This window comes from Egbenema bharatensis FJBBOT/2019, from assembly GCF_048077055.1.
In the GTDB taxonomy this organism is placed as follows: domain Bacteria; phylum Cyanobacteriota; class Cyanobacteriia; order Elainellales; family Elainellaceae; genus Egbenema; species Egbenema bharatensis.
This window is the reverse complement of the sequence record NZ_CP182236.1, coordinates 5,329,578-5,354,475: the sequence shown is the minus strand read 5'-3', so window position 1 is coordinate 5,354,475 and position 24,898 is coordinate 5,329,578. Positions and strand designations below refer to the sequence as shown.

Here is a 24,898-nt window from a genome sequence, read left to right as displayed (position 1 = left end):
GAGTTCGCAGATAAACGGTTAGCAAGGTACAGGAAACAACCCTTCAGGTGGATGCTTCTGCACTGAGGTTTTGAACAAATTGCGGATCAATAAAGTTAGCCATGTTTGGCACCTCTGTGATTTGATTTTGCTCCACCAGGAACTCTGCCAGAGCCGTCAGAGGTTCTACCAAATACAAATCACTGTCAGGATTGGCCAACATGTCCTGATTGGTCTGAAGATCGGGTAAATCGATGCCTTCCAGTTGTGTCTTCAAGTCACTTGCTGTCACATCCAGCCGTTTAGCTGCGATCGATAGAGCAGAATTATCGTTGGTTTTGATTAAATCTACAGCTCTAAAAATACTGCTGACAAATGCCCGAACAGCATCCGGCTGGGTTTCAATAAAATTTGTTGTGAAGGCGTAAAAATCTAGAATTGCAGTTGGCATTTGTGAGGTGTCATAAATGACTCGTCCATCTCTTTGAGCCACTAATGCACTGTCAATATAAGGAGGATAGGAATAGGCAATTTCGACATTTCCAGCCTCATAGGCCGCAACTCCCGCCTCAGGAGTCGTATCAACGATCGTGATATCTTGTTCGGTTAATCCCGCTTCTGCCAGAACCTGCAACAGGAAAAAGTGCCCCACTCCACCTCGCTGCACCGCAACCCGTCTGCCCCTAAAATCGGCAATATCGGTAACGCTGTTTCGGGCGAGGATTGCATCTGCGCCAGAGGAAGTATCCATGACTGCCACAATTCGATAGTCGATGCCCTCAGATGCGAGCAAAACCGCTTCTGAAGCTACCGGACTGACCGCTTGTACCTGCCCGATCGACAGAGCTGGGAAGCTTTCTGCTACAGTGCTGTAGGTACGAATTGTTAAATCCAAGCCAGCATTGCGAAAGAAGTTCTTTTCATCAGCAACATAAAGGGCGGAATTGCCGATCCAGGCAGTGGTTGCCATCGTAGCCGGAACAAGATCGGTAGCGGATGCTAAAGTTTCAACATTAGACGATCGAGCACATCCATGTAAGGCTAGACCCCCTGCGGCCCCTGCCAGAAATCCCAGGGTTTGACGACGGGTAACACGGGGAGATACGTACCGAGACATAGGCAATTCACCACATCAATAACAGCTTCAAAGCAATAAACGCGGACACGAATCCATCGGTGGTGATGCACGCTGGTCATGAGATGTCAACCGGAAGGGAAATCTAAGGGAAAACTAAGGGAAAACTGAGACGAAAACCTGAGTAGATAGATTAATAAACTTGCCCTCAGCGATCGGACAAACTGAGGAGCAATGAATGCCCTATCAGGTTTTGATTCGATTTGATTTCTCCTGCTAGAAACAGTGAAACTACGTTTGATGCAATTGGGGGAGAATTGCCCATCCCTGTACGGGGTGCGATCGTTGCAGGCACACAGTTTGCAGATCCAGATGTTTCTGCTTTAGAGGATGGGGTGAGTTCGGGTAAGTCTGGGCTACCTATGGCTCCAGCCAGAAACCATAGGGTTTGACGATGGGTACGATCAGAAGAAAATTGACGCATGAAGGATCAGCCAGATTGAACTAGGGACAGGATCAAAAAAAGAGCAAAACTAAGCCGGCATAGCCTGGAGCATGGCTTCACCGTCTAAAACAGCCAGCATTTCGCCCTCTGGCTGCCACCAATATCCTCGTAACAAGGGAGCTAATGCGGGTGGGGTACTACCCGGTGGCAAGGATTGAATCATGTCTGAGTGACATTGCTCAATCTCACCAATGTGGCGTACCACTAATCCGATCGTTTTATGTTTGGACGCTGAGAGGGCTTGGGGGAAACGTACCTGTAAAACAGCCGCAGCGTGGGATGAACCATAGGTGGGTTGCTGATACCAGGGGGTGAGTCCACATAAATGTCCCAAGTCCACCATCCACAGAATCTCTCCCCGCCAGTTGTATACTCCCATGACCCAGGCTGGCATATGGGGAATCGGCACAATTTGACCCAGAGGGATGTTTAAAACTTCTGTTAATTGCCGAACCGGCAATAGCACTTCCATGTTTGGCAGAGACAGCCGTAAAAACTGTTCAATTCCTTCAGGAACCGAAACAAGAGCGGAATCCTGAGCGACAAAGGATTCGAGTGCGTCTGGAATAGATGGGATATCAGACATGCTTGGCTTAAATGCGTGGTGTGGAAAAAAGCGATCGCGTTAGTGGGGAATCAGTTGCCTGACGGTGCGCACCAGCTCATCCTGATCGATCGGTTTAGCCAGGTAAGCATCTGCCCCTTGCTTCATGCCCCAAAACCGATCCATCTCGCTGCCTTTGGTGGAGCAAATGACGATGGGAATATTGCTAGTGCTAGCCTCTGCCTTAAGCTGACGACACACTTCAAACCCACTGCGGCCAGGCAAAACAACATCTAAAATGACAACATCTGGTTTTTGCTGTGTAACGGCATTGATGGCTTCTTCTCCACTTTGGGCAACCAGAACATTAATGCCACCCTGCTGCAAACACTGAATCAGAATTTGCATGTCCGTTAACGAATCCTCAACAACGAGTACCGTTCCCATGTAAATCAACCTCAAGCTGAATGAATATAGATAAAACTAGCGACCAGGAGGGAATGAGGAGGAGAAGCTGCTGGAAGGAACTAGTGCACTGGATTGAGATGGTTGATCCAAATGTTTATGAATCACGTTTAGCACTGCTTCTGCATCCAGTGGTTTGCTCAAAAAGTCAGATGCCCCCACAACGTTAGATCGGAGGCGATTCGCAAATCCATCGCTTCCCGTAAGAATTACAATTGGCGTATGGCGAAAACAGGACATTTTCCGCAATTGTTCACAAACTTCATGACCATTTGCTTTTGGCATTACTAAATCTAAAAAAATTAGATCCGGTTTTCGTGCTAGTAAAATGCCGATCGCCCGCACGGCATCTTCAATGCCTAAAAACTCGTGACCAGCTGAAGTCAGCAACCGTTCCATCATATGGCGTACCAGGAAACTGTCATCAACGCAGGCAATCAACGCCTTACGAGAGGGAGGTAATGCCAGGAAGGGAGAAGCGGTCTGCGGTAACGGAGAGGGAAGATCAGAACCCTGAATCAGCTCAACGATACCCGGTCGGATGAGTGGCACTAAAGAAGTCGTCACTTCAACAATCGATCGTTGCCGCTGTACAGCCAATTCGTATAGCGTGTGTTGACCATTGAGCAAAGCAACAAGATTTTGGTAAGACTGTTCAGAACCCATCTGGCGCAAAAGATAGGGTTGCTTTAGCACGGGGATGGAGTTGGGGGAATAGGCTTCCAGATTTGCCCGCTGCCAGGTTTGCCAACGGGAATGGGTTTGGGCGGTCACTTTCTCCAACCGCACTGAACCCAGGTAAGGTAAGAGCGTGCTATTTTGTTGGATTTGATCAGTCGTTGAACCCGCATAGGCTAAATCAAACAACAAATCAGAAATATTTGTATGAATGATATTACTTGCCTGTTCGGGCGTAATTTCTTGATGGGACACCCATTCACTCAACAGAGCATAATCCCATCCTAAGGACAATTCTTGATGGTTGAAGCGGCTGATCTGATCAGCCCATGTGGAATAGTCATCTACCTTTTGAGGACAGCATATTGCCAGGTTTCGCCGCCACCGTCGAACCGGATGTATCCCCCCTGTTGCATGAACCAGGGCACCTCGAACAAAATAGAACAACCATTGTTGTCCTTGAGCGTTGGTTCGGAGTAGTTGACCGCTAAATTGTAGATTTCGTAGGTTCCTGAGAAACTCAAAATGTTTCAATGTTTTAACCTCGTAGCAGGAAAAAGGCTCAGAAATACAGCTTTCTACGTAGGAGCGTGTGCCTCAGAGGAACTAGAACGGCATAAAAATAGTCTGTTGTACTTGAATATCCAACATACTGAGCGACTATCCGAAAACTTACTGGAGTTTTTGGCATCTAAACCCCCTGATAGGGTGTTCAGATCGGTTTTTAATACGTACCCTTAATATTCGCCCCACCCAGGCAACGTTAAGCAACGTCCAGAAGAACGTGAACGCTGGAGTGCAGAATGAAAGAAATAATCAATGTGATGCGGTAGATTTTTGCAAACCCCTGTGTGAAAGTCCTTACTGAAAAAGTGGGGTTCGTTGCACTCTTTAGACATCTCTGCAGGAGATGACTCCTCGACACGACGTATCCAAGCGGCTTTATACGATTCGATCGCAGGGCATGATGATCTTTATAGTAACTATTCTTTTTTAGCACTTGATAAGAATTTAGCAACTATAATCAATGGAATTAATAGAAACTTCACTATTGCACCCTCTGGAACCAGGCAGTCAGGGACAGGGCTAGAGCATCCGCACAATCATCAGGCTTGGGAATAACACTGAGCTGGAGTTCGCGCGCGACGGCTTGCTGCACATCATACTTTTCAGCATTGCCATACCCGGTCAGGGCTTGTTTCACTTGAGCCGGGGTAAACTCCACCAGCGGTACACCATGCTGAGCTAGAACCAGCATAATTACGCCACGGGCCTGCGCGACTGCGATCGTATTGCCCATGCGGTAGAAAAAGAGCTTTTCGATCGCCACCAGATCGGGTTGAAGCTGATCCAGTAGACTGTGGAGATCATCATAGATCATGCAGAGGCGATCGCCCGTTTCCGTATGAGCCGGGGTGCGAATAATGCCAAAGTCGATCGGTTCAACCGATCGGCAGTCTGACGGGCAGCAAATTGCCCCAAATCCTAATGTAGCCAGTCCAGGATCAATCCCCAGGATGCGTTTTTCCATTCCAGCCCCAACCCAGCAAAAGGTATCCCCGTAGGGATGCCCCTACACTGTACCAGAACCGGACAGAAGTACTACTATTAAACCACTGACTTATTCCATACCTTGCAATGAAACTCATTCTCTACAGCAAACCTGGATGCCACCTCTGCGAAGGTTTACAGGAAAAACTAGAGCAAATTGACTCCCTGCCGCTGGAGCTAGAAGTGCGGGATATTACAACACGCGATAATTGGTTTCAAGCGTACCAGTACGAAGTCCCAGTGCTTTGCCTGGCTGATTCCGATACGCCCATTCCGCGCCCTTCTCCCCGCGCTTCAGTGAAACAACTGGAGCAGTTCCTTCAACGGTATGTGTCTTAGGTAAAGTGGATGCAGGTTTTGTCCTGGATGCGATGATTAAAAGGTAGGGGAATGTGGTCGAAGGGCGGGCAAGATGCCCACCCCACAAGAGTAGGGGCAATGCGTGAACTGCCCTTAATGATGGAAAGGGCAGGCAAGATGCCCACCCCACAAGAGTGATCAGATGTTTGATGTGGTCGGGGCAATTTGTGAACTGCCCTCAACATCGCCGATCGATCGGTTGTCCATTACCTATTAACGCCGACCCGACATCCGCTTTTCCTGTAACCGTTGCTCAAACCGGCGGAGGATAGAATGACGCTGATCATCCATCTCGTACAATTCAGGCTCTTGCCGATAGTCATAGGGACGGTCCGAGCTAGGAGCCGAACTTGCATAATAAACCTCTTGGGGAGGCTGCTGGGGCTGCCATTGTTGCGGAGGCTGTTGCTGAGGCTGTTGTTGAGGCTGTTGTTGAGGCTGTTGCTGGTAGATCGAAGGCTGGGACGATTGCACCGGCGGTTGAACGCTGTGGTTGATCGACTGGGGGGAATGCATCGGCGACGGGGATGGCGGAACCGGAGGTTGACCCATTTGACCATAGCCTCGATCCTGCGGATAATCCCGCTGGCTGGGTACCGGAGTACGGGGATCGGCATACCCATGAGGGGAGGGGGGAGGGGGAACCTGTCCTGCCATGGGTATATTTTCAGGAGCACTGGCAGGGGGCATTGTTTGGAGAGGGGGCGCAGAACCTTGAGGATGGTATGCTCCTCTAACTCGATCTTCGTAATCGTTGTCGATCTTGAGACGATCGCTAAATTCCGGCAGGTTTTCAGCCTGATCTTTTGTGAAGCCTAAAGCGTGGATATGCTTCCCTTCACTATCAATCTGCGATCGGCCAACGGGTAGCAATACTTTTTTGCCAAAGCCCCAAAAACCCAGGTCAACAATGAAGTAGCGGAAACGCCCTTGCTCATCAACTAGAAGATCATGGACGCTGCCAATTTTTTCACCGTTGATCTCAGAATAAACGCTTAAGCCCTTGATATCGTAGCCGCCAAATGCTTCTTTATAATCGGGGTCAAAATCCTTAATCTTTAGAAGTGGCATGATAGGTAAACCTCCAAATAGGTTAATTAAAAGTGGTTCATTCACAGGTCATTATTCGCAGACTCATTCCCTGTAGTTCAGAACGACCAGAAAAGTTTTACGGCTTACGATAATCCGTTGGAGAAGGTGTAGCGTTGGGATTTACATTAGGATCCCGGTAAAGAGGAGGAGAATCAACCTGCTTGGATTGTCCCCTACCTGCCAATCCAAACAGTCCGAGTAAACCTAACAAACCGAGAAGACCCCAATCAAAATCAGTGTCGTTTAAAGCAGCGATGGGGTTATTGTCCTCCGCTGTTTCTTGAGCGGAAACGGGAGCTGAGAAAGGCAATACGGTAAGCCCTAACGACAGAAAGCCAATGCTGGCAAACTTGATTAACTTTGAACTATTCATTAGTAGTTTTCCTCCAATCTGCTCGATTTATTGACAGCTAAACTATACGTAAATCTAGTTTTTGACTGGATTTCTCCAGTCAGGCTAGAGACAGCCTTTTGTAATTAACGAGCCTGTTACTTAACGCTGTTATTCAACAAAAAGTGCCGCTCTACCATTAAGGTATTGAAATTCGATCGAACTTGGATCAACCTTCAGCAGTAAACTGTAATAGACGCCACTCTCGCTGAAGAGATAGAAACGGATAGGCAAAACCACGCAGACTTTTGTTTATCCTGGTTTTACAGGTCAACTTATACGATCGATTGAGGCATGGCAGGACATAGTAAGTGGGCAAACATCAAGCGGCAAAAGGCCCGGGTAGATGCTGTAAAGGGAAAAACGTTTGCCAAAGTTTCACGGGCAATCATTGTGGCTGCTCGCACTGGTGGGGCGGATCCCAATGCCAACTTTCAGCTTCGGACAGCGATCGACAAGGCCAAAGCGGCAGGCATCCCGAACGACAATATTGAACGCGCCATTGCGAAGGGAGCAGGCACCTTCGGAGCAGATGACAGCAACCTGGAGGAAATTCGCTACGAGGGGTATGGGCCTGGAGGTGTAGCAATTTTGATTGAAGCGCTAACGGACAATCGTAACCGCACAGCGGCGGATCTGCGAGCTGCGTTTGGGAAAAGTGGTGGCAATCTGGGAGAAACGGGTTGCGTAGGCTGGATGTTTGACCAAAAGGGTATTGTGGCAGTGAAGGGGAAACCAAAACTGCAAGGTCGGCGAGAAGTATTTGATCTGGATGAAGATGAGTTACTGGAGGCTTCTCTGGAAGGAGGAGCCGAATCCTACGAACTGACTGAGGTGGATGAGGACACGCCAGGAGCTGAGGTGTTTACCGATCCAGCCAATCTGGAAGCCCTGGCCCAGGCGTTGAAAACAGCGGACTACGCGATCGTCCGCTCGGAATTACGCTGGATTCCCAACAACAACCTGGAAGTCACTGATCCCGATCAGGCGCGATCGTTACTCAAGCTCATGGATGCGCTGGAAGAGTTAGATGATGTTCAGACGGTAACAGCTAACTTTGAGATGGCTGAGGAGTTGATGTCGCTGAGTATGGCATAGGAAGTCCTGCGGACAGGAAAACGCTTGTCAGGGCACACTGCTATGCGCCCCTGCTGGGTACGTTCTTGTTCCGCATCCCCCTTACCTTGAGTAGAAAAGAAAAAATCAAGCAGTCAAAGTATTGTTGCAGACTCCTGGTTGACTGACAAATCTTTTTGGTAGGTTGGGTTGAACAGCGTGAAACCCAACACCCGTCTGCATTTCGTTGGGTTACGCTATCGCTAACCCAACCTACGACAGAATCATTGTTTCAGGAGTTTTGTCAGTCAATCAGTGCAGACTCACTCCTGCAAAAATCAACCATTCCGCTCAGTGAGCAAGAATTAATTCATTGAGATAAATTCTGGCAGATGAATTCTGGCAGATGAATTCTGGGTTCATTCCGGGATCAATCCAGCGAATTTCCATCCCAGACATTTCGTTCCCAGCGGGTATTGGTCAAGTTGGCGCGGCTGAAATCAGTGCTTTTAAGCACCGCTCGGCTAAAATCAACCTGAGTTAAGTCAGCTCCTCGAAAATTGGTTCCCCACTTTGTGGCCAGAAAATGAGCCACGATCGCAGTAATTGTATTCTTGCGATCGCCCTTGATGGTTCGCCAGCCAATATAGCCACTCAGGGGAAGCACAATGGAGGCCACCGTAATCGCCGACGCAATGCTACTGGCAGGCACCAATGCTTTGGTCAGGGTAATGGCCAGGCTGAAGCCAATCACAAAAAACGCTGCAACCGCCAGTCCGATCGTAATCCGGAAGGACAAAACGGCTGCCGCCATCAGAGAACTAACTGCTGCTGTTGCCGCTGCTACGGCCGCGTTCACGGCAATCACCGCTGCAATGCTCCCCGCAATGGGAATTGCCTCTGAACTAATCAATGCTCCGAGGGTTGCTAAGGCAAACGCCCCCACGAAAATGCTGAAGCCCGCCGCCATACTCCGGGTCAAAGAGACAAAGGTAAAGGCGATAATGATAACTGGCGTAACCCAATTGAAGGTAGCACTTTCTGAGGCATTGACTGGGAGAAACTGGGCTTCTGCTAACGCACCGATCGCCCCTGCGATCAGTCCCAAAAGAGTCGCTGCAACCAGGAGAATAATCAACAATGTGATTGCCTGCCGTCTCATCAGCCCCGCAGTGACATTGGTAAAGTTTGCTCCGGTCAAAATGGCATGGGAGAAATCAGCTCCCCGAATATCACTTCCGCTAAAATCTGCCTCCGACAAATCTTCTCCTCTGAAGCATTTTCCGCGTAGATTTTGACGTTTGAAATTGCGCTCACCCAATTCGTAAAGCCACACGACTTCTTCTTTTCGCGTATTTTTCATGGCACCTACCTCATCAAACGATTGCTTTAGCGAGGATTAAGATTCACTCTGTGGTAGATACCCTGTGACTCATTTTGCGGCAGCATCATTGAACTGAACCCAGAACAACGAAACCTGGATTACTGTCAATGACACCTAGATCAATGACATCAGTATTCGTAGCCAAAATAACACGGTCACGCAGACTGGTTACGTAGACTAATGATTGCTGAAAGGAGTTCCACCCGTGCAAGGCGTATGACATGGGGAACTGAGGGAACACTGGCGAAAGCTAAAGTCAGTCTATTTGTGAGACTTTTTTCCAAGTCTCTGGTTTGTCTGAGACTCTGGATAGCCGAGAATTTGTACAGTTGAAACGTGATGTTGCCAAGCCGTGATGCGCTCTGGGGTCGAGTAACGATCCACTTCACCCTGTTTATATCTTCTTCACAGACTACTGTAATTTTTTTACTTTTTCCACCCGGATCTGCAACTCTTCTGCTTAGATTTACAATTGTGATTGGAATTTATCCGAAAATCCCGTCAGGGGTTTTGGATGCCAAAAACTCTAGTGAGTGTTCGGATAGGCACTTCGTGTCTATAAATTTAATATTCTGTTCAGGCTGACGCTGGCCCGGACATCTTTGGTAAATATTTTTACCCGTTGTATGTAGTTGGGTTTGGTATTCAGCATGACTTTGACTGCCGACTTCTGGGAAGGTCGCTATCAGGATGGCACAGCCCGCTGGGACTTAGGACAGCCTGCGCCGCCCTTTGTCTCCTTACTCAACTCGCCTGAGGCTCCAAAACCAGGACGGATGGCTGTTTTGGGAGCAGGACGAGGACACGATGCCCTCCTGTTTGCCGATCGCGGATTTGATGTTGTGGGGTTTGACTTTGCCCCTTCTGCCGTTTCTGAAGCCACTGCGGCGATTCAACCGCACCAGTCCGCCCAGTTTCTCCAGCGGGATATTTTTGAGTTGGGTCGTGAATTTGCTGGCAGCTTTGACTATGTTTTGGAACATACCTGCTACTGTGCGATCGATCCCTCCCAGCGATCGGAGTATGGGCAAGTTATTCAAACCATTTTGCGTCCGGGAGGCTCGTTCATCGGGCTTTTTTGGGCCCATTCCAAACCAGGGGGACCACCCTTTGGCACAACGCCGGATGAAATCAAGCAGATGTTTGCCACCTTCGATCCCATTTTGTTTGAACAGCCGACCAATTCAGTAGACAGCCGTAAAGATGAAGAATATCTGGTGTGGTTTCAACTCAAATTAACAAAGGACTGAAACCTGAAGATCAGGAACCAGCATACTACTAGTCCTCAATCCTCAGCCTTCAGTCCTAATGAAACTGTCTCAGAATGAAACTGCCTCAGACAAGGATCTACCTTGGGGCATCGCTTGAATTACGACATTGACTGGATGATGTAATCGAAGTAGGGAGCTGCTTCAACTGCATCTTCCTCACTCAGGAGAGATAACGAAGCCTGCTTGAGGCAGCGAATGGACTCGACCATGCCAGGAACCGGTACACCCAGAGAGTTATACATCTCCCGCACCCCGATCAAACCGATCTTCTCGATCGGCTCTTTGCTGCCTGAAATCACCCCGTAGGTAATCAGGCGCAGGTACCAGCCATAGTCCCGCAGGCAGAGGGCACGCTGCTTATCGCCATAGGCATTACCACCCGGAGCGATGAAGTCTGGACGCTTCCGCCACAGTTGACGACTGGCTTCCTGAACAATCTTTTTCTCATTTTCAGACAGCGTTGCCGCAATTCGCATCCGCTGTTCACCCGTTTGTAAAAACTGTTGAATACTCTTTAGTTCGCCACTGCTAGGGTAGCGGAGTTCTTCGTCGGCGTTGAGAATGACTTGACTAACTACACTCATAATTAAGGGGTTGACTATTGCAGTGATTCAGCTATCGGTCGTATTTTATCCAGATTCGGGGACTGAAGGGAAGGGAAGAGGGGTAGAAGCATGCGGGATAAGGGACAAAACAGAGGAGCAAAAAGTCGAGAAATTGCTTATCCTGCGTTCTGAGTCTCATATTAAGAAATGTGAAAAGTTCTTATCTGGCTGCTCTAAGCCCAAATTTGCAGCCCTTTTCCTTCCACCTGGAAGCGGTTCGGGGTAGGTTAAGCTTCACTTTGCGGCAAAAGGGGAGGCTTCTCTTTCCAGTTTTCTAACTCGACTCTCCTACCCTGGATGCTGTTGACATCCAGGTAAATCAGGGCATACTTACCTTAATCCCTTTCGGATAGGGGAGCAGCCTCCTGGCAGCTATGCTGGGGGGCTTAGTCCTTAGGAACGCGGATTAAATAAAATCGAAAATTTAGTCTTCAGAAGGGGCGCACAGCAGTACGCCCGTACAGAAAAAATCGGAGTTATTTAATTTGCGTCCCTTAGTCATGGAAGTCAAAAAATCCCCAGTGAGACACCAGGGACGGGATGAGGTTTAGAAAAATGAGGTTCGCGTTGAAACTTGAGTTAATCGCTGTGCTTATGCGTCTGGAAGCATCTGGCTGCTATAGGCATCCATCCGGTAGGCAGGCACCCGATTGTTGTAGTCTGTCTCTACCCCGGTGAAGGATTCTGCCAACTGCTCAAAGGATGCCGATCGCCAGTTCCGTTCGTGGATGGGCTTGGTTTGTTCACCCCGGAAGTAGGCTTGGGTTCCAATTACAGCCGCTGCAACCCAACCCAGAGCGAATAGCGCAATTAAAATCGTGATCATGATAGTTTTCCTCCTGTGCTGCTCGAATATTGTTTGAATCAAATGGCTGGATCGATGGTTTGGCTGGAACAGGGCACCCGATACTCCCAATATCTAAAGACTCCATCCGTCAAAATCCTCAAACCTTGCCAAAACCTGTACTGATCGTTTCTTAAGAACTTCTCTGTAACTTTCTGCAACTTTATGTAAATAAATATAACAATTCTGTTACAAAACCGCAATATGGGTTGCGAGGAATTAGAAGTAGTGCTGACCGAACCTGCTACTTGCTCAATCTACGGCTAACCGAACCTGCGGCTGATCTAACCTACTATGCCTCAACTTCAGCGTCTTGTCATTGCCCCCAGTCAGTTTTCCAGTCAGTTTTCCAGTCAGTTTTCTGGCTCAAAAATTGCCCTTACTCCCCAACAGCAGCACTACCTTGGGCGAGTCTTACGCTTGCAAGCTGGCGATCGATTTATTGCGATGGATGGACAGGACTGGTGGCTAGCGGTTTTGACCCCTGATCCAACTCAGGCGAATGTTTTAGAACCAATCGCTGCTCCAACCGAACTTCCCGTGGTAGTCAATCTGGTGATCGCCATGCCCAAATCCGGTATGGAAGACATTGTGCGACAGACGACTGAACTGGGGGTCAGCCAGATTATTCCCGTTATCAGCCAACGAACCGTTTTGAAACCCAGTCCCCACAAACTCGATCGCTGGCAGCGCATTGCCCAGGAAGCCTCTGAACAATCGGAGCGGCAGATCATTCCTGAAATTATTGCCCCCCACACCTGGACAGAGGTTCTGGCAAATTGGAACGCGACCTGCTCTCCTTGCTACCTGTGTGAAGCGCGAGGGGACTATCCTCACCTGTTGCAGTGCTTAATGGAATCCAGAGCAATACTATCTAACCCTGGAGAATCCTTTGAATTCAGCCACTCTGCCTCAAACGCTTCCTCGCTCCCTTCCACCCTCACGGTTGCCATTGGCCCCGAAGGTGGTTGGACTGAAGCAGAGGTGAATGCAGCGATCGAGGTAGGGTATCAGCCCGTTTCGTTGGGACGGCAAATTTTGCGATCGGTGACGGCTCCGATCGTGGCGATGTCGCTGATTGCGTCTACCCCTTTCCTAAAATTGGGCGATCGGTTGGGGGAAGAGGGGTAAAAAGAAGAGGGCAGGCAAGATGCCTACCCCACAAACATTTCAGCTGATTTAGCTCGCATCCCTAAGCCACTGGAACTGCGATCTGTTCCTGAATAAACTGTCGATACTGGCTCTTTTGCTTCACGCCTTTGAGTTCGCCGACCATCGCTTTGTCTTTGAAGAACTGCACCGTTGGAGTGCCCGTTACCCCAGCCGATTCAGCGATATCTGGATCGTCCTGAATGTCGATTTCGACGTAGTGGATTTGTCCATCAAACTCATCCACAAGTTTGCCCAGAATCGGCTTCAGGGTATGGCAGGGTCCGCAGGTGGGAGAAGCATACTTCACCATGATCAGCCGATCGCTTTCGTGGTAGAGCTTCCGTAGGGCATAGCCGCCTTGATGGTGGGTTCGGTCAGATCGAATTCTGCGGCCTGTTCAGCTTCCGTTTTATGCGCTGCTGCTTCCCTGGGACGCTCGGAGGCTTCCGTTTGATGGAATTCTTGCAGCAAGTTGTTTGCAGAGAGCCAGCGTTCGGCCAGCATCGCCGCCATACAACCCGTTCCTGCTGCCGTGATCGCCTGACGGAATTCGTGATCCTGGACATCACCTGCGGCAAATACCCCTTCCAGGCTGGTTTCTACGTGGTTGCGAGTGACAACATAGCCTACCTCATCCAGTTCTATTTGACCAATGAAGAGGGAGGTATTGGGAGTATGGCCGATCGCGTAGAATAAGCCCTTGGCTGGGAGTTCGCTTTCAGTTTGATCCTGAGTATTGCGAACTTTGAGTCCGGTCATTCGACCCGCTTCCCCATAGACATCGATCGCCTCAGTATTCCAATGCACCGTAATTTTGGGGTTTCTCAGAACCCGGTCTTGCATCGCTTTACTGGCCCGCATCGCATCGCCCCGCACCAGCATATGGACATGGGAGCCATACTTGGTCAGGTAGATCGCCTCTTCCGCCGCCGAGTCACCCCCACCAATCACCGCCAGATCGACATTGCGGAAAATTGGCGTGGCTCCATCGCAGATCGCACAGGCGGAAATGCCATGACTCCAGTAAACTTGCTCGCTGGGCAAACCTAACCGCTTTGCAGTGGCTCCTGTGGCAATCACAACACTGTGAGCCCGAACCTCGCGTTCCTCAGAGCGAATCACAAACGGACGCTGGTTGAAATCCACATAGGTGACATCTTCAGTCACCAGTTCAGCTCCCCATCGCTCTGCCTGAGCTTTCATTTGATCCATCAGATTTGGCCCCGTGATGCCCTCTGGGAAGCCAGGAAAGTTTTCCACCTCGGTTGTGGTCATCAATTGCCCACCCGGTAGTCCTCCCGCTTGGAATCCTTCAAAGACAAACGGCTTTAAGTTTGCCCGCGCTGCATAAATTGCAGCCGTATAGCCGGCTGGCCCAGAACCAATAATGACGACATTTTCTACCGTTGGGTTTGACATAAATATATGAACTCATAACGACTACGGATAGTATAGCCTATTTTGCGGCTGAGGGGAATGGGGTGAGGAGTGGGGAGTGAGGAGTGAGGAGTGGAGAGTGGGGAGTGAGGAGTGAGGAGTGGGGAGTGAGGAGTGAGGAGTGAGGAGTGAGGAGTGAGGAGTGAGGAGTGGAGAGTGGGGAGTGGGGAGTGGGAAATCGGGAGTCGGGAGTCGGGGGTCAGGAGGGAATGCTGTAGCGCAGGCATCTTGCCTGCCTGAGAAAGCTTGTTTGCCCAGAAGAGGTAGCGCAGGCATCTTGCCTGCCTGAGAAAGGCTTGTCTGCCTGTAAGAGGTGGCGCATCTTGTTTGGGAAAGGTAGCGCATCTTGCCTGGGAGAAAAGAGGTATTACGGCTATAGTTCCTTCACTGCTCACAACGACTGGCTTCCCACCCTAGTAGGACAGTTTTACGATCCAATCCCCAGCGGTAGCCCCCCAGTTCCCCAGATTCTCGAATCACCCGATGGCAGGGAATCAGATATCCTACGGGGTTACGTCCGATCGCATTACCGATCGCCCGAGCTGCCGTTGGCCGACCGATCGCATGGGCTAACCCTTGATAGGTGGTGATTCCGCCAGGGGGAAGGTTCAGCAGGGCCCGCCACACCTGAATCTGAAAGTTGGTGCCTTTGACGAAAAGATTTAAGGGTTGACTGGGTGGGACGGTGGGTAGAAAAATTCGATCGCCGATCGCCTGAATTGCGGACTGATTCCGCACAATCTCAGCGTTGGGCCACTCCGATCGCAGCAGTGATTCCACCGTGTTGGGGTCAAAGGAATCCAAAAACTGAAGGTTACAGATGCCGCGAGCGGTGGTTGCAATCAAACATTCACCAAACGGGGAAGGATGCAGTCCATACTGAATCTGTAATCCCGCTCCCCCTGCCTTGAATTCACCTGGCGACATGGCTTCTAGCTTGACAAACAAATCATGGAGCCGTCCGGGGCTGGATAATCCTATATCGACCGTCAGATCCAACAGGCTTTTTGTTTCAGCAATTTTTGATTTGGCATATTCTACGGTGAGATATTGCCAGAACCGCTTGGGGCTGATCCCGGCCCATTGGGTGAAGAGGCGCTGAAAGTGAGATTCACTGAGGTGAACCTGCTGGGCCACCGTTGCCAGGTCAGGCTGATCCAGATAAGTTTGACGCATGAACGCGATCGCTCTGGCAATCTGCCCGTAGGTTTCGCTATTGTAGGTCGTGGCTTCTATCAAGGGTTTCATGCAATGCACCGATTTCCATGTCAGTCCTATCCCCTTCACTGTATCGATCGCCCGAAGGCAATGCCACCCGTTTCTTGCGGTATTTCTTGCAGTATGAGATACCCTCACAAAAACTAAAGATGCGATCCTAACGGGGATGCATTTGGTAAAGTAGGGACATCGATCGCGCCAATAATGATTATCGTTTTAATCGGTTTACAATTTTAGTTATTTTACAGAGGGAAAAGGTTTATGGTCGCAACTGAACTGACCGATATGGTTCCCATTACGGTACTCACTGGCTATCTGGGAGCAGGCAAAACAACGCTGCTCAATCGGATTCTGACCCACGAACACGGCAAGAAGGTTGCGGTGATCGTCAACGAGTTTGGTGAAGTCGGGATTGATAATCAGCTAGTGGTGGATGCAGATGAAGAAATTTTTGAAATGAACAACGGCTGCATTTGCTGCACGGTGCGGGGAGATTTGATTCGGATTATTGGCAACCTGATGCACCGCCGAGATAAATTTGATCATTTGGTGATTGAAACCACTGGACTGGCCGATCCGGCCCCGGTGATCCAAACCTTTTTTGTCGATGATGAGATGCAGTCTCAGACAATGCTGGATGCCGTCATTACCGTTGTTGATGCCAAGCACATCTGGCAGCACTGGGAGGCGGATGAAGCTCAGGAGCAAATTGCCTTTGCTGATGTCATTCTCCTCAACAAAACGGATCTGGTCAAACCCGAAGAATTGGATGAACTGGAACGCCGGATTCGATCGATGAATGTGATGGCAAAAATTTACCGGACTCAGGATGCCCAGGTGGAAATGGATGCGATTCTGGGGGTGAGTGCTTTTGATCTAAATCGGGCATTATCAATTGATCCTGAATTTCTCAATGAAACAGCCCATGAACATGATGAAACGGTGTATTCGATCGCGCTGGTGGAACGGGGCGAATTAGACCTGGAAAAACTCAATACCTGGATTGCCAATTTACTCCGGAATCAGGGGACAGATATCTTCCGGATGAAGGGGATTCTGAATATTGCTGGGGAAGAAACACGATATGTGTTTCAGGGAGTGCATATGTTGTTTAGCGGCATTAGCGATCGACCCTGGAGAGCAAATGAGGAACGGAAAAATGAACTGGTGTTCATCGGTCGGAATTTGGATGAGGCATCCTTACGAGAAAGTTTTCGGAGCTGTTTACGGTAGGGTGACTGGCAGGCGAGCTATCTGCGCTACGGATTATGATTAAGCAAAACCTTTTGGAATCGTGCTGGCAGGCAGAACTGAAGGATTACGTAACGAACCTTGCCTGGTCTACCACAGGAAAATACGTGGCGGCGGCTTCGGCAGCGGGTGAGCTGATGGTATGGTCTACTGCCTCGTGGCAGGTGGTGCTTCAGTTTCAAACCGGGCAAGCTGCCTCGATCGATGGTCTGGCTTTTTCGGCGGATGATCAATTTTTGGCGGCGGGGGGGCAATCGGGGACGGTGCATATCTGGCAGATGGACGCACCAGAGAGCTTTCAACCCATTGCAACCTTAGAACAGCCTCGCGTTTGGGTCGATCGCCTTTGCTGGCATCCCCAACGCCCTGAATTAGCCTTTAGCCTGGGACGATACGCGCAGGTCTGGGAGGCAAAAACTCAGGCAGTGGTGGCAACCCTCCACTTTGAACAATCTTCGGTTTTAGACCTGGCATGGCATCCCCAGGGAACCTGCCTGGCGGTCAGTGGTCAAAGCGGAGTCAAAGCCTGGAATTGTCGGGACTGGGATGCGGAACCGGAAGTGCGGGAACTACCAACGGCAAGTGTAGCGATCGCCTGGTCGAGGGATGGGCAATATCTCGCTGCGGGCAACCTCGATCGAACGCTGATTGTCTGGGATTGGAGTAATCCCTACCCCTGGCAGATGCAGGGATTTCCGGGAAAGGTGCGGCAGCTTGCCTGGTCAGATATGCCCCACCAGAATAATGCTCCCCAACTGGCGGCGATTAGCGGTGAAGCGGTGATCCTCTGGGATAAGGCAGAAGATGATCAGCTCGGCTGGGAGGCAACCGTTCTAGATTTGCACAGTGCAACGGTACAGGCGATCGGTTTTCAGCCGAATTCATTGCTGCTGGCTTCGGCGGCAAGTGATGGGTGGCTGTGTCTCTGGCAACGGGGGCAGGCCGTACAAATTTTGGAAGGTGCGCCCAGGGGATTTTCCTGCGTGCAGTGGCAGCCACAGGGCAAGATGCTGGCGGCAGGAGGGCAACAGGGGGAACTGTTGATCTGGAAGCTGATGAGTCGCGGTCGAGGGTTTGGTCGTTAGCGAGTCGCAATATCTGTGATGATTGATGTCCTATTTCTTTAATGTTGTACTGATTGGTGCCATGATCGAATTGCCGACAAACCCCGACAAGCTCCATGAAAGCGATTGAAACTACAGCTACTATTAACGATAAAGGTCAACTGGATCTCGATCTTCCCCTGAACTTAATTCCCCATCGTCGTGTCCGTATTATTGTTCTAGTTCCTGAAGAGGGAGAAATGGATGAAAAGCTGGAAAGCGATCCAGATGACGAGCCAATTGATAGGGTCGTCGAAGGGATTCGTGAAGGTTGGCAACAAGCCCTGACTGGAAAAACTTACCCTGTCTCCCAGCTTTGGGATGGATTAGATGTCGAATAGTCCATCTGTTCAAGTTCGCTTTACTGAGCGTTTCAGAAGAGACATTAGCCGCCTTGCCAAACGCTACCGTCGGATTCGGTTGGACATTCAGCCAATGATCACACAACTGGAAGCGGGTGAAGTTTTAGGCGATCAAATTCCTGATTTAGATTACGCTGTCTTCAAAGTTAGAGTCAGAAACAGCGATGTACAAAAAGGTAAAAGTGGCGGCTATCGGGTGCTCTACTACCTTAAAACTGCAACACAAGTTTTGCTCATCACGATTTATTCCAAATCCGATCGCTCAGATATCAGCGCAACGGAGATTCGAGAAATTTTAGCTCGTGCGGAAGCGGAATTAGGTGAATAATCGTTTGAAAGGAATGAAATGAAGGGTATAACCCCTGACTGATTCATTGCGTTTAACTTAAGGGGTATTGCTGCCAAGTACTAGGTTGAAGGGGCTTGGTCGGAGCGGGGAGAAGACGGTTTAGCAAACAATTGTCGCAGTTGCAGTACCGCAACCACCAGAATCCCGAAGACCAGTAGTATCGCCAGGGCAGGCACCAGAACCGCCAGCAGGGCCAGGGTTGTTGCAACTACCAGCTCCAGAGTCGAAAAGATGGGATTGGCGAATCCACCAGAAGCAGCGGTGAAAATACTTCGCACCGTCGTCATTAACCCCTTCGTCAGCCCGGCAGCCCCTCCACCAGCCACCAGAGCGAATGTCCATTGGGCGATCGGATCGAGATCCGGCATAACGGAAGCTGCGACGATCGTACCGGCAATAATGGCAGATGGAGTTGCCAGGATATCCAGTGCGTTATCAAACCAGGGAACATAGTATCCAGCAATTTCCAGAAGACAGGCGATCGATAGGACGATGAGGGCTGGCGAAGATTCTAACCAATCTAGTTCAGCAGGATAATCAAAATGCCCAAGCACGGCGGCGGCACTGAGAACCAGGAGGGGAATAAATATTCTGAAGCCTGTCGCGACACTTAAGCTAATGGCTAGTAAGATCTCCAGGAACGGCTCTAACCCAACCAGTTGATTCAAAGTTTCCACTCGCACCTCCGCATTGGTCTTCAATGCAATTTATCGGACATTTATATCTGAACCCACACTTCTGAGAAGAGAAAACTGAGAAGAGAAAATGACATGATCTGGGGAACTCAAGTTGCTCCGGAGTAATAACGGTTCAGGAGTGATGATGGCTCAGGAGCAGTGCATCTACTTACCTCTATTCTAGGCAGGGCCGCAGGGGATGGAGCGATGGAAAAAATAGAATATTTTGGTTGCGACCACTAAAATCCAGGTGCAAAAAATCAGGGTACAGTAATGCACCCTGCCTGAGCAAACTAACGAAGTTTTCTTAAAACGCGATCGTTTTATCTAGCAGCCTGATTATCCAGCCGCCTGAGCCGTTTTTTGAGTCGACTTAGGGGCAGACTTAGACCGTGCTTGCTTTGCCGGATCAACCGCTGCCAGCTCAATATGGTTAATTAAGGTGGTCACAAAGGCAAACAGCAGAAACGGCAGGGAGAGCACCAGAATTAGCCCGACCGTAGCCAGGGCATACACCGGGCGACTTGCTCCCATGAGTGCCAGGGCAGAAGCCAGGCTCACAAAAATGACTCCCAGCCAAACGATAACCTGACCGTAAACGTCGCCAAAGGTAAGGGTACAAATTACCCGATAATTTTTCATGTCCATATCGTTACCCCAGCAATATGCTTATTAAAGTTAGATTAAAGGGGAATGCGATCGATTGGTACATTATCTAAACCTTTTTAAAGGGTTGAAATGTTTCTTCATTAAACTTGTTTTATCAGCAGCAAAAATAGAAGTTTTTGTTAAAAACCATTAAGCTAGTCGATATCCTTTTTCCTGCCCTGACTCTGATGGTGTCCGATCGCTACCTCTTATTTTACAAGCCCTACGACGTTCTCTCCCAGTTTACTGATGAAAAAACGGCAGTCGATCGCCTCACCCTCAAGGATTTTATTGCGGTGCCAGAAGTGTATCCCGTCGGACGGCTCGATCGAGACAGCGAAGGATTGATGTTGCTGACCAGCAATGGGCGAGTTCAGCATTGGCTCACGGATCCTCGCTTTGCTCATGCTCGTACCTATTGGGCACAGGTGGAACGAAGTCCCACGGAAGCAGACCTGGAACCCCTGCGTCAGGGAGTCAAGATTCAAAACTACTGCACCCGCCCGGCTAAAGTTCATCGGCTCCTGGCTGAACCGGATCTGCCTCCCCGCAATCCTCCGATTCGCTATCGGAAGTCTGTTCCCACGTCATGGTTAGAACTAACTCTGACGGAAGGGCGCAATCGTCAGGTACGCCGCATGACCGCTGCTATTGGTTTCCCAACGCTGCGTCTGGTTCGAGTGGGGATCGCCCACCTGCGGTTGGAGGCGCTGGCTCCGGGACAGTGGCGGGATTTAACCGATGTAGAGTTAGCTCCATTGTTGCGGATGGGGTGAGTCTGGGGCAACAATCACTAAGGGATGCCACTCAGCCACCTGCGTTCGTTGTCGGGAATCATGAGGGGCAGAACCCTGATCGTGCAGATGCTGCGGGTGAAGTATCTAATCCCTGCATCGGGTATGGTACTGAGAATCGAGTTTGAATGGCAGAAGTAATGGGAGATATCTAGAGTAAGTTACTCCAGGGTATGCTGATCTGTATCCAGAAAAGACTGAGGCGATCGTTGCTGAATTGAATCCAATCGATAAATCGAGCTGAACTTAGATGATCATAGTTCTAGAAGCATACTAGGGTTCAAAAAACCCTCTGGACTGAGTGCCCAGAGGGAATGAATCAGGGTGCATCTACCATTTCTTTATATCCAGCGATCCAGTTGAAATCAGGATAATTTTCTGACGAACCACAAAATTTTTCGCCTGACCGGCTATATTCCGATGCGCACTCATCATTATAATTTCTGGTGCTGCTTCAACCGACGATCGTGGAGAGGAGGGGAGGGAATATGAGTGGCAGGGGCAAGGTGTATCTGGTGGGGGCGGGCCCTGGAAGTGTGGATTATTTGACCGTGCGGGGTTACCACCTGCTCAAGGAAGCTGAAGTCCTGGTTTACGATGCCCTGGTAGATGAAACCCTGCTGCAAGTCGTCCCAGAGAATTGCCTGAAGCTAGAAGTGGGGAAGCGGGGTGGACAACCCAGTATTTCTCAAGCAGAGATTAATCGACTACTGGTTGAGCAGTGTCAGATGGGGCGACAGGTGGTGCGCCTGAAAAGCGGTGATCCATTTATTTTTGGGCGATCGACGGCTGAAATTGAAACCTTGATTCAGGCAGACTGCGCCTTTGAGGTGATTCCTGGACTTTCCTCGGCCCTGGCTGCTCCCCTCCTGTCCAGTATTCCGCTCACGGATCCCGCCTTGAGTCGATGCTTTGTGGTGTTGAGTGCCCATGCTCCCGATCAGTTGAATTGGGAGAGTCTGGCAGGAATTGATACCCTCGTCATCTTGATGGGAGCAAAACCGCTAGCGGAGATCATTGAGCAACTCCAACGGCATGGTCGATCGCCCCAAACGCCGATCGCCATCATTCGGTGGGCTGGACAACCGCAGCAGCAGGTTTGGGTTGGCACCTTAGAAACGATCGGGCAGCAAACCAGCCGTCAGAGCCTTTCGCCGTGCGTCATTGTCATTGGTGAAGTGGTGCGGTTGCGTCCGTTTTTGTTGGGGGTGCAAGAATCGGAGGGAGAGGGGGAAAGCTAGTTCAAATTCACCGCCTGCAAATTCAGACCATAGTGTTTAATTTGTACTTTCCATCGTGGTTCCGATTCAGATACGATTCATTTGGTAAACCCCCGTTAACTTCATCCCGCCCCTATCGTCATGCTGCCCCTCAACCAAAAAACAATTCTCGTGACCCGATCGGCAGGTCAATCCAGCCAGTTTACCGTCTTACTCCAGGAGCAGGGAGCTTCAGTCTTAGAAATGCCCACCCTGGAAATTACTCCCCCATCCACCTGGGAACCGTTGGATCAGGCGATCGGCAGTTTGCACAAATTTGATTGGTTGATACTAACCTCTGCGAATGGTGTGGATGCTTTTTTCGATCGCCTTACCACGCTGGGCTATAGTGCTCACGATTTATCCAAGATCAAAATTGCAGTTGTGGGACAGAAGACGGCTGTAAGCCTTCGCAAGCGCGGACTTTATCCAGATTACATTCCCCCTAATTTTGTGGCGGATGCCCTGGTGGAGGGCTTTCCAGAGAACGATCGTCTGGCTGAGCTGAAGTTATTATTCCCCAGGGTAGAAACGGGCGGGAGAACGGTGCTGGTCAAAGAATTTACGGATAGAGGCGCAGCAGTGGTTGAAGTTCCGGCCTATGAGTCGGGCTGTGCTAAAACCGTCCCCACGGATGTGTGGCAGTCTTTACATCAAGGGGCGATCGATGTTCTCACCTTTGCAAGTTCTAAAACTGTTCGGTGTTTTTGTCACATGATTGGAGGGCGAAGATTGGGCAGTAGAGGTCAGGAGCCGGACGAGAGCTTCGCGTTGCCGTTTCTGGAGGCTTTGCCTGCAATTGCTTCCATCGGGCCACAAACCTCTATCACCTGTCGAGAATTACTGGGACGAGTGGACATCGAAGCCGAGGATTACACCCTGGAAGGGTTAACTCAGGCTATTGTGAAGTGGGCCACAGTGGGTTAGGTCGGGTGGGTTCGATCAGGGTTGAACGGGTGGTTCAATCAGGAAACAAGTTACGTGAGGTGGAGGCAGCTTGGTACGTCAATCCAATCATCAGGGAGTCAATCGATCCCATCCTCAGCGCATTATTGGGATTACGGGTGGGGTGGGGATGGGCAAAACCACAGTTTCAGATTATCTGGCAACGGTGCATCATTTGCCAGTTTTGGATGCAGATCTCTATGCTCGGGAAGCGGTTGAGCCAGGTTCGGCAGTGTTATCGGAAATCGTAGATCGGTATGGTTCCACCCTGCTGTTGTCCGATGGCACCCTCGATCGCCGTCGGTTAGGAGATATTGTTTTTAATTCTTCAGCAGAGCGAATTTGGTTAGAACAGCAGGTTCATCCCTTTGTCCGCGATCGAATGCTGACTGAACTGAATCGTTTAGCTCCATCCTACTCGACCGTGGTATTAGTGATTCCCCTGTTATTTGAAGCCCGTATGACGGATCTGGTTACAGAAATCTGGGTGGTTCGATCGCAAGCCGATCAGCAGAGAGAACGCCTCATGCACCGCGATCGCCTTAACCTAGAGCAAATTCAACTGCGCATTGATAGCCAAATGGCGATCGAAAAAAAGGTGGAGCAGGCGGATGTAGTGATTGATAATTCTTCTGGTTTGGCAAAGCTATATCAGCAGGTCGATCGGGCTCTCAGCTCCCCTCAACCGATGCGATCATGGGACGATGCAAAACCGATCGATTCCCTGGAGTAAACCGATCGGTAGGTAATTTATGCAAGGTTGATGATTGATTGATGTCAGTCGATGATCACTTGTCTATACTGTGGGAACCGATAGTGACAGTCGATGCATCAGTAAAAATCAAAACGCATCAAAACCTCTATTACGACCATTTCCGGTTTCCATCTTCATCCATTCGAGCCTGCCGGATCACATCTGAAATTTCTTCAGCATCTTTGACGTGGTGGAGAGCTTTCTGCTCACCTTCCGGGGTATCCACTACGAAATAGGTGGGGACTACAATGTGATCGCCCGTAATGTCCGGCGCATCCACCGCTACCTGCTTCGCTTTTTCCTCTAGCGATTTACTTTCATCAATGCGATCGCCAGGGTTAATGGTCAGGCTATTCCCTGCTCTTTCTAATTCTTCTTTCTGTTCCTGCTTTTGTTTAGGATCAACCTCATCAGCCGCCATCGGCTGCTTAATTTCCTGGTTCTCTTTATGCCTTGAGTCGCTATTCATATAAGTCCTCGATCCAAGCTATGTGGTTTCTTAACTTACCTAGATCATAAAAATTTACTGAGCAAAAAGCCTCTATCACCTGAGAGAACCTGCAAGTCTGTAGATAGGAGGAAAAATATTTTAGCCTATGCCTTTCGGTTCGATTGGCTCAGGGGAAGAATTTAGGCTAGAATTTTAATCGCACCCTGGAGAGGTGGCAGAGTGGTCGAATGCGCTCGACTTGAAATCGAGTGTCCGATGAGGACCGTGGGTTCGAATCCCACCCTCTCCGTGTTGAGCGAATTATCGATCAGTCTGTAGGGCAGTGGGATGATGAGCCTGCGCTGGATGAAATTCGAGAGATTATTCAAAAAGCAGACAAATTTCTTGAGCAGGGTGACGGACATAATGCGCTCGTTCCCCATCGTCCTGACTGGGTGATTGAAAACGCCCGTCGTCGTGCCGAGTCGATTATGAATGACGGTAAAGCCCAGTATTACTATCATGCAATTAACTGGCTGCGTCGAGTCCGGGCTGCCTATCTTCAGTTGGGGCAACAGGAGGAATGGAAACGGTATCGCACCATGCTGCTCCAAACCCATACCCGTAAGCGCAAGCTAGTTTCAATGCTGCAACAGCGAGACTTGACTTGAAGCAGGGAGGGAATGCTCGTAATGCTCGTAAGAACTGTTAATTCTCTC

Annotated in this window: 27 protein-coding genes, 1 tRNA gene and 2 pseudogenes; 13 read left to right on the top strand and 17 right to left on the bottom strand. The window is 49.8% G+C overall.

Annotated elements, in window-relative coordinates; translation table 11 throughout:
• Positions 1-43: 43 nt before the first annotated feature.
• The 6 genes from ACM1PF_RS24875 to ruvC all read right to left on the bottom strand — a co-directional run bounded on the left by ACM1PF_RS24875 (position 44) and on the right by ruvC (position 4,777).
• Positions 44-1,096 (bottom strand): ABC transporter substrate-binding protein, encoded by a 1,053-nt coding sequence (locus ACM1PF_RS24875; protein ID WP_416668219.1) that lies wholly within the window; start codon positions 1,094-1,096, stop codon positions 44-46.
• A 166-nt stretch (positions 1,097-1,262) separates the two neighbouring features.
• Entirely contained in the window at positions 1,263-1,538 is a 276-nt protein-coding gene (locus ACM1PF_RS24870; protein WP_416668216.1) for a hypothetical protein, read from the bottom strand.
• A 49-nt stretch (positions 1,539-1,587) separates the two neighbouring features.
• Entirely contained in the window at positions 1,588-2,145 is a 558-nt protein-coding gene (locus tag ACM1PF_RS24865; RefSeq protein WP_416668213.1) for a chemotaxis protein CheW, read from the bottom strand.
• Between the two features lie 39 nt (positions 2,146-2,184).
• Complete coding sequence (locus ACM1PF_RS24860) at positions 2,185-2,550, bottom strand: response regulator transcription factor (protein ID WP_416668210.1); 366 nt, start codon at positions 2,548-2,550, stop codon at positions 2,185-2,187.
• A 36-nt stretch (positions 2,551-2,586) separates the two neighbouring features.
• Positions 2,587-3,780: a response regulator gene (locus ACM1PF_RS24855; RefSeq protein WP_416668208.1), complete on the bottom strand. Its 1,194-nt coding sequence runs from the start codon at positions 3,778-3,780 to the stop codon at positions 2,587-2,589.
• A 514-nt stretch (positions 3,781-4,294) separates the two neighbouring features.
• The gene (gene ruvC, locus ACM1PF_RS24850) at positions 4,295-4,777 is read right to left on the bottom strand and encodes a crossover junction endodeoxyribonuclease RuvC (RefSeq protein ID WP_416668205.1); all 483 of its coding nucleotides are present in this window, start codon (positions 4,775-4,777) and stop codon (positions 4,295-4,297) included.
• 107 nt (positions 4,778-4,884) lie between these two features.
• Between ruvC and ACM1PF_RS24845 the strand changes: the two genes are divergently transcribed.
• Positions 4,885-5,136 (top strand): glutaredoxin family protein, encoded by a 252-nt coding sequence (locus tag ACM1PF_RS24845; protein WP_416668202.1) that lies wholly within the window; start codon positions 4,885-4,887, stop codon positions 5,134-5,136.
• Positions 5,137-5,370: 234 nt separating this feature from the next.
• Here ACM1PF_RS24845 and ACM1PF_RS24840 read toward each other — a convergent pair whose 3' ends face one another.
• A complete protein-coding gene (locus tag ACM1PF_RS24840; protein WP_416668200.1) occupies positions 5,371-6,228 on the bottom strand; it encodes a PRC-barrel domain-containing protein in 858 nt (285 codons plus the stop codon).
• Positions 6,229-6,325: 97 nt separating this feature from the next.
• Positions 6,326-6,622 (bottom strand): WGxxGxxG family protein, encoded by a 297-nt coding sequence (locus tag ACM1PF_RS24835; protein WP_416668198.1) that lies wholly within the window; start codon positions 6,620-6,622, stop codon positions 6,326-6,328.
• 312 nt (positions 6,623-6,934) lie between these two features.
• Between ACM1PF_RS24835 and ACM1PF_RS24830 the strand changes: the two genes are divergently transcribed.
• Positions 6,935-7,738, top strand: coding sequence for a YebC/PmpR family DNA-binding transcriptional regulator (locus tag ACM1PF_RS24830; protein ID WP_416668196.1), 804 nt, complete (start codon positions 6,935-6,937; stop codon positions 7,736-7,738).
• 388 nt (positions 7,739-8,126) lie between these two features.
• On the opposite strand, the gene ACM1PF_RS24825 is transcribed toward ACM1PF_RS24830, so the two are convergent.
• Positions 8,127-9,059 carry a pentapeptide repeat-containing protein gene (locus tag ACM1PF_RS24825; protein ID WP_416668195.1) on the bottom strand — a complete coding sequence of 311 codons (933 nt, stop codon included), beginning with the start codon at positions 9,057-9,059 and terminating at the stop codon, positions 8,127-8,129.
• A gap of 671 nt (positions 9,060-9,730) precedes the next feature.
• Between ACM1PF_RS24825 and ACM1PF_RS24820 the strand changes: the two genes are divergently transcribed.
• Positions 9,731-10,330 (top strand): methyltransferase domain-containing protein, encoded by a 600-nt coding sequence (locus tag ACM1PF_RS24820; protein ID WP_416668192.1) that lies wholly within the window; start codon positions 9,731-9,733, stop codon positions 10,328-10,330.
• A 119-nt stretch (positions 10,331-10,449) separates the two neighbouring features.
• Here the strand turns inward: ACM1PF_RS24820 and ACM1PF_RS24815 are convergent, their stop codons facing one another.
• Positions 10,450-10,935, bottom strand: coding sequence for an allophycocyanin (locus tag ACM1PF_RS24815; protein WP_416668189.1), 486 nt, complete (start codon positions 10,933-10,935; stop codon positions 10,450-10,452).
• 613 nt (positions 10,936-11,548) lie between these two features.
• Positions 11,549-11,782, bottom strand: coding sequence for a photosystem II protein, Psb35-related (locus ACM1PF_RS24810; RefSeq protein WP_416668187.1), 234 nt, complete (start codon positions 11,780-11,782; stop codon positions 11,549-11,551).
• 312 nt (positions 11,783-12,094) lie between these two features.
• On the opposite strand from ACM1PF_RS24810, the gene ACM1PF_RS24805 reads away from it, so the two are divergent.
• Positions 12,095-12,931 carry a 16S rRNA (uracil(1498)-N(3))-methyltransferase gene (locus ACM1PF_RS24805; protein WP_416668185.1) on the top strand — a complete coding sequence of 279 codons (837 nt, stop codon included), beginning with the start codon at positions 12,095-12,097 and terminating at the stop codon, positions 12,929-12,931.
• Between the two features lie 61 nt (positions 12,932-12,992).
• Here the strand turns inward: ACM1PF_RS24805 and trxB are convergent.
• From trxB to ACM1PF_RS24790, 3 genes and pseudogenes are all read right to left on the bottom strand, one after another.
• Positions 12,993-14,371, bottom strand: a pseudogene (trxB, locus tag ACM1PF_RS24800) (thioredoxin-disulfide reductase).
• Entirely contained in the window at positions 14,353-14,616 is a 264-nt protein-coding gene (locus ACM1PF_RS24795; protein ID WP_416668182.1) for a hypothetical protein, read from the bottom strand. Before ACM1PF_RS24795 ends, trxB begins: the two are co-directional and overlap by 19 nt.
• A 157-nt stretch (positions 14,617-14,773) precedes the next feature.
• Positions 14,774-15,637 carry a methylated-DNA--[protein]-cysteine S-methyltransferase gene (locus ACM1PF_RS24790; protein ID WP_416668180.1) on the bottom strand — a complete coding sequence of 288 codons (864 nt, stop codon included), beginning with the start codon at positions 15,635-15,637 and terminating at the stop codon, positions 14,774-14,776.
• A gap of 231 nt (positions 15,638-15,868) precedes the next feature.
• On the opposite strand from ACM1PF_RS24790, the gene ACM1PF_RS24785 reads away from it, so the two are divergent.
• The 4 genes from ACM1PF_RS24785 to ACM1PF_RS24770 all read left to right on the top strand — a co-directional run bounded on the left by ACM1PF_RS24785 (position 15,869) and on the right by ACM1PF_RS24770 (position 18,651).
• Positions 15,869-16,840: a CobW family GTP-binding protein gene (locus ACM1PF_RS24785; RefSeq protein ID WP_416668177.1), complete on the top strand. Its 972-nt coding sequence runs from the start codon at positions 15,869-15,871 to the stop codon at positions 16,838-16,840.
• Between the two features lie 35 nt (positions 16,841-16,875).
• Complete coding sequence (locus tag ACM1PF_RS24780; protein WP_416668174.1) at positions 16,876-17,943, top strand: WD40 repeat domain-containing protein; 1,068 nt, start codon at positions 16,876-16,878, stop codon at positions 17,941-17,943.
• A 95-nt stretch (positions 17,944-18,038) separates the two neighbouring features.
• Complete coding sequence (locus ACM1PF_RS24775; RefSeq protein ID WP_416668172.1) at positions 18,039-18,302, top strand: type II toxin-antitoxin system RelN family antitoxin; 264 nt, start codon at positions 18,039-18,041, stop codon at positions 18,300-18,302.
• Positions 18,292-18,651 (top strand): type II toxin-antitoxin system RelE/ParE family toxin, encoded by a 360-nt coding sequence (locus ACM1PF_RS24770; protein ID WP_416668170.1) that lies wholly within the window; start codon positions 18,292-18,294, stop codon positions 18,649-18,651. Before ACM1PF_RS24775 ends, ACM1PF_RS24770 begins: the two co-directional genes overlap by 11 nt.
• Before the next feature lie 80 nt (positions 18,652-18,731).
• On the opposite strand, the gene ACM1PF_RS24765 is transcribed toward ACM1PF_RS24770, so the two are convergent.
• Complete coding sequence (locus ACM1PF_RS24765) at positions 18,732-19,373, bottom strand: DUF4126 domain-containing protein (protein WP_416668169.1); 642 nt, start codon at positions 19,371-19,373, stop codon at positions 18,732-18,734.
• A 315-nt stretch (positions 19,374-19,688) separates the two neighbouring features.
• Positions 19,689-19,997 carry a hypothetical protein gene (locus ACM1PF_RS24760; protein ID WP_416668167.1) on the bottom strand — a complete coding sequence of 103 codons (309 nt, stop codon included), beginning with the start codon at positions 19,995-19,997 and terminating at the stop codon, positions 19,689-19,691.
• Between the two features lie 191 nt (positions 19,998-20,188).
• On the opposite strand from ACM1PF_RS24760, the gene ACM1PF_RS24755 reads away from it, so the two are divergent.
• The 3 genes and pseudogenes from ACM1PF_RS24755 (at position 20,189) to coaE (ending at position 23,728) form a co-directional block, all read left to right on the top strand.
• Complete coding sequence (locus tag ACM1PF_RS24755) at positions 20,189-20,773, top strand: pseudouridine synthase (protein WP_416676787.1); 585 nt, start codon at positions 20,189-20,191, stop codon at positions 20,771-20,773.
• Positions 20,774-21,279: 506 nt separating this feature from the next.
• A pseudogene (cobA, locus tag ACM1PF_RS24750) lies at positions 21,280-22,977 on the top strand (uroporphyrinogen-III C-methyltransferase).
• Positions 22,978-23,047: 70 nt separating this feature from the next.
• Entirely contained in the window at positions 23,048-23,728 is a 681-nt protein-coding gene (gene coaE / locus ACM1PF_RS24745) for a dephospho-CoA kinase (RefSeq protein WP_416668164.1), read from the top strand.
• A gap of 130 nt (positions 23,729-23,858) precedes the next feature.
• Here coaE and ACM1PF_RS24740 read toward each other — a convergent pair whose 3' ends face one another.
• Positions 23,859-24,218: a hypothetical protein gene (locus ACM1PF_RS24740; RefSeq protein ID WP_416668162.1), complete on the bottom strand. Its 360-nt coding sequence runs from the start codon at positions 24,216-24,218 to the stop codon at positions 23,859-23,861.
• A 187-nt stretch (positions 24,219-24,405) separates the two neighbouring features.
• On the opposite strand from ACM1PF_RS24740, the gene ACM1PF_RS24735 reads away from it, so the two are divergent.
• A tRNA-Ser gene (locus tag ACM1PF_RS24735) sits at positions 24,406-24,489 on the top strand.
• Complete coding sequence (locus tag ACM1PF_RS24730) at positions 24,449-24,850, top strand: hypothetical protein (protein ID WP_416668159.1); 402 nt, start codon at positions 24,449-24,451, stop codon at positions 24,848-24,850. The genes ACM1PF_RS24735 and ACM1PF_RS24730 overlap by 41 nt, the downstream gene beginning before the upstream one ends.
• Positions 24,851-24,898 lie beyond the last annotated feature (48 nt).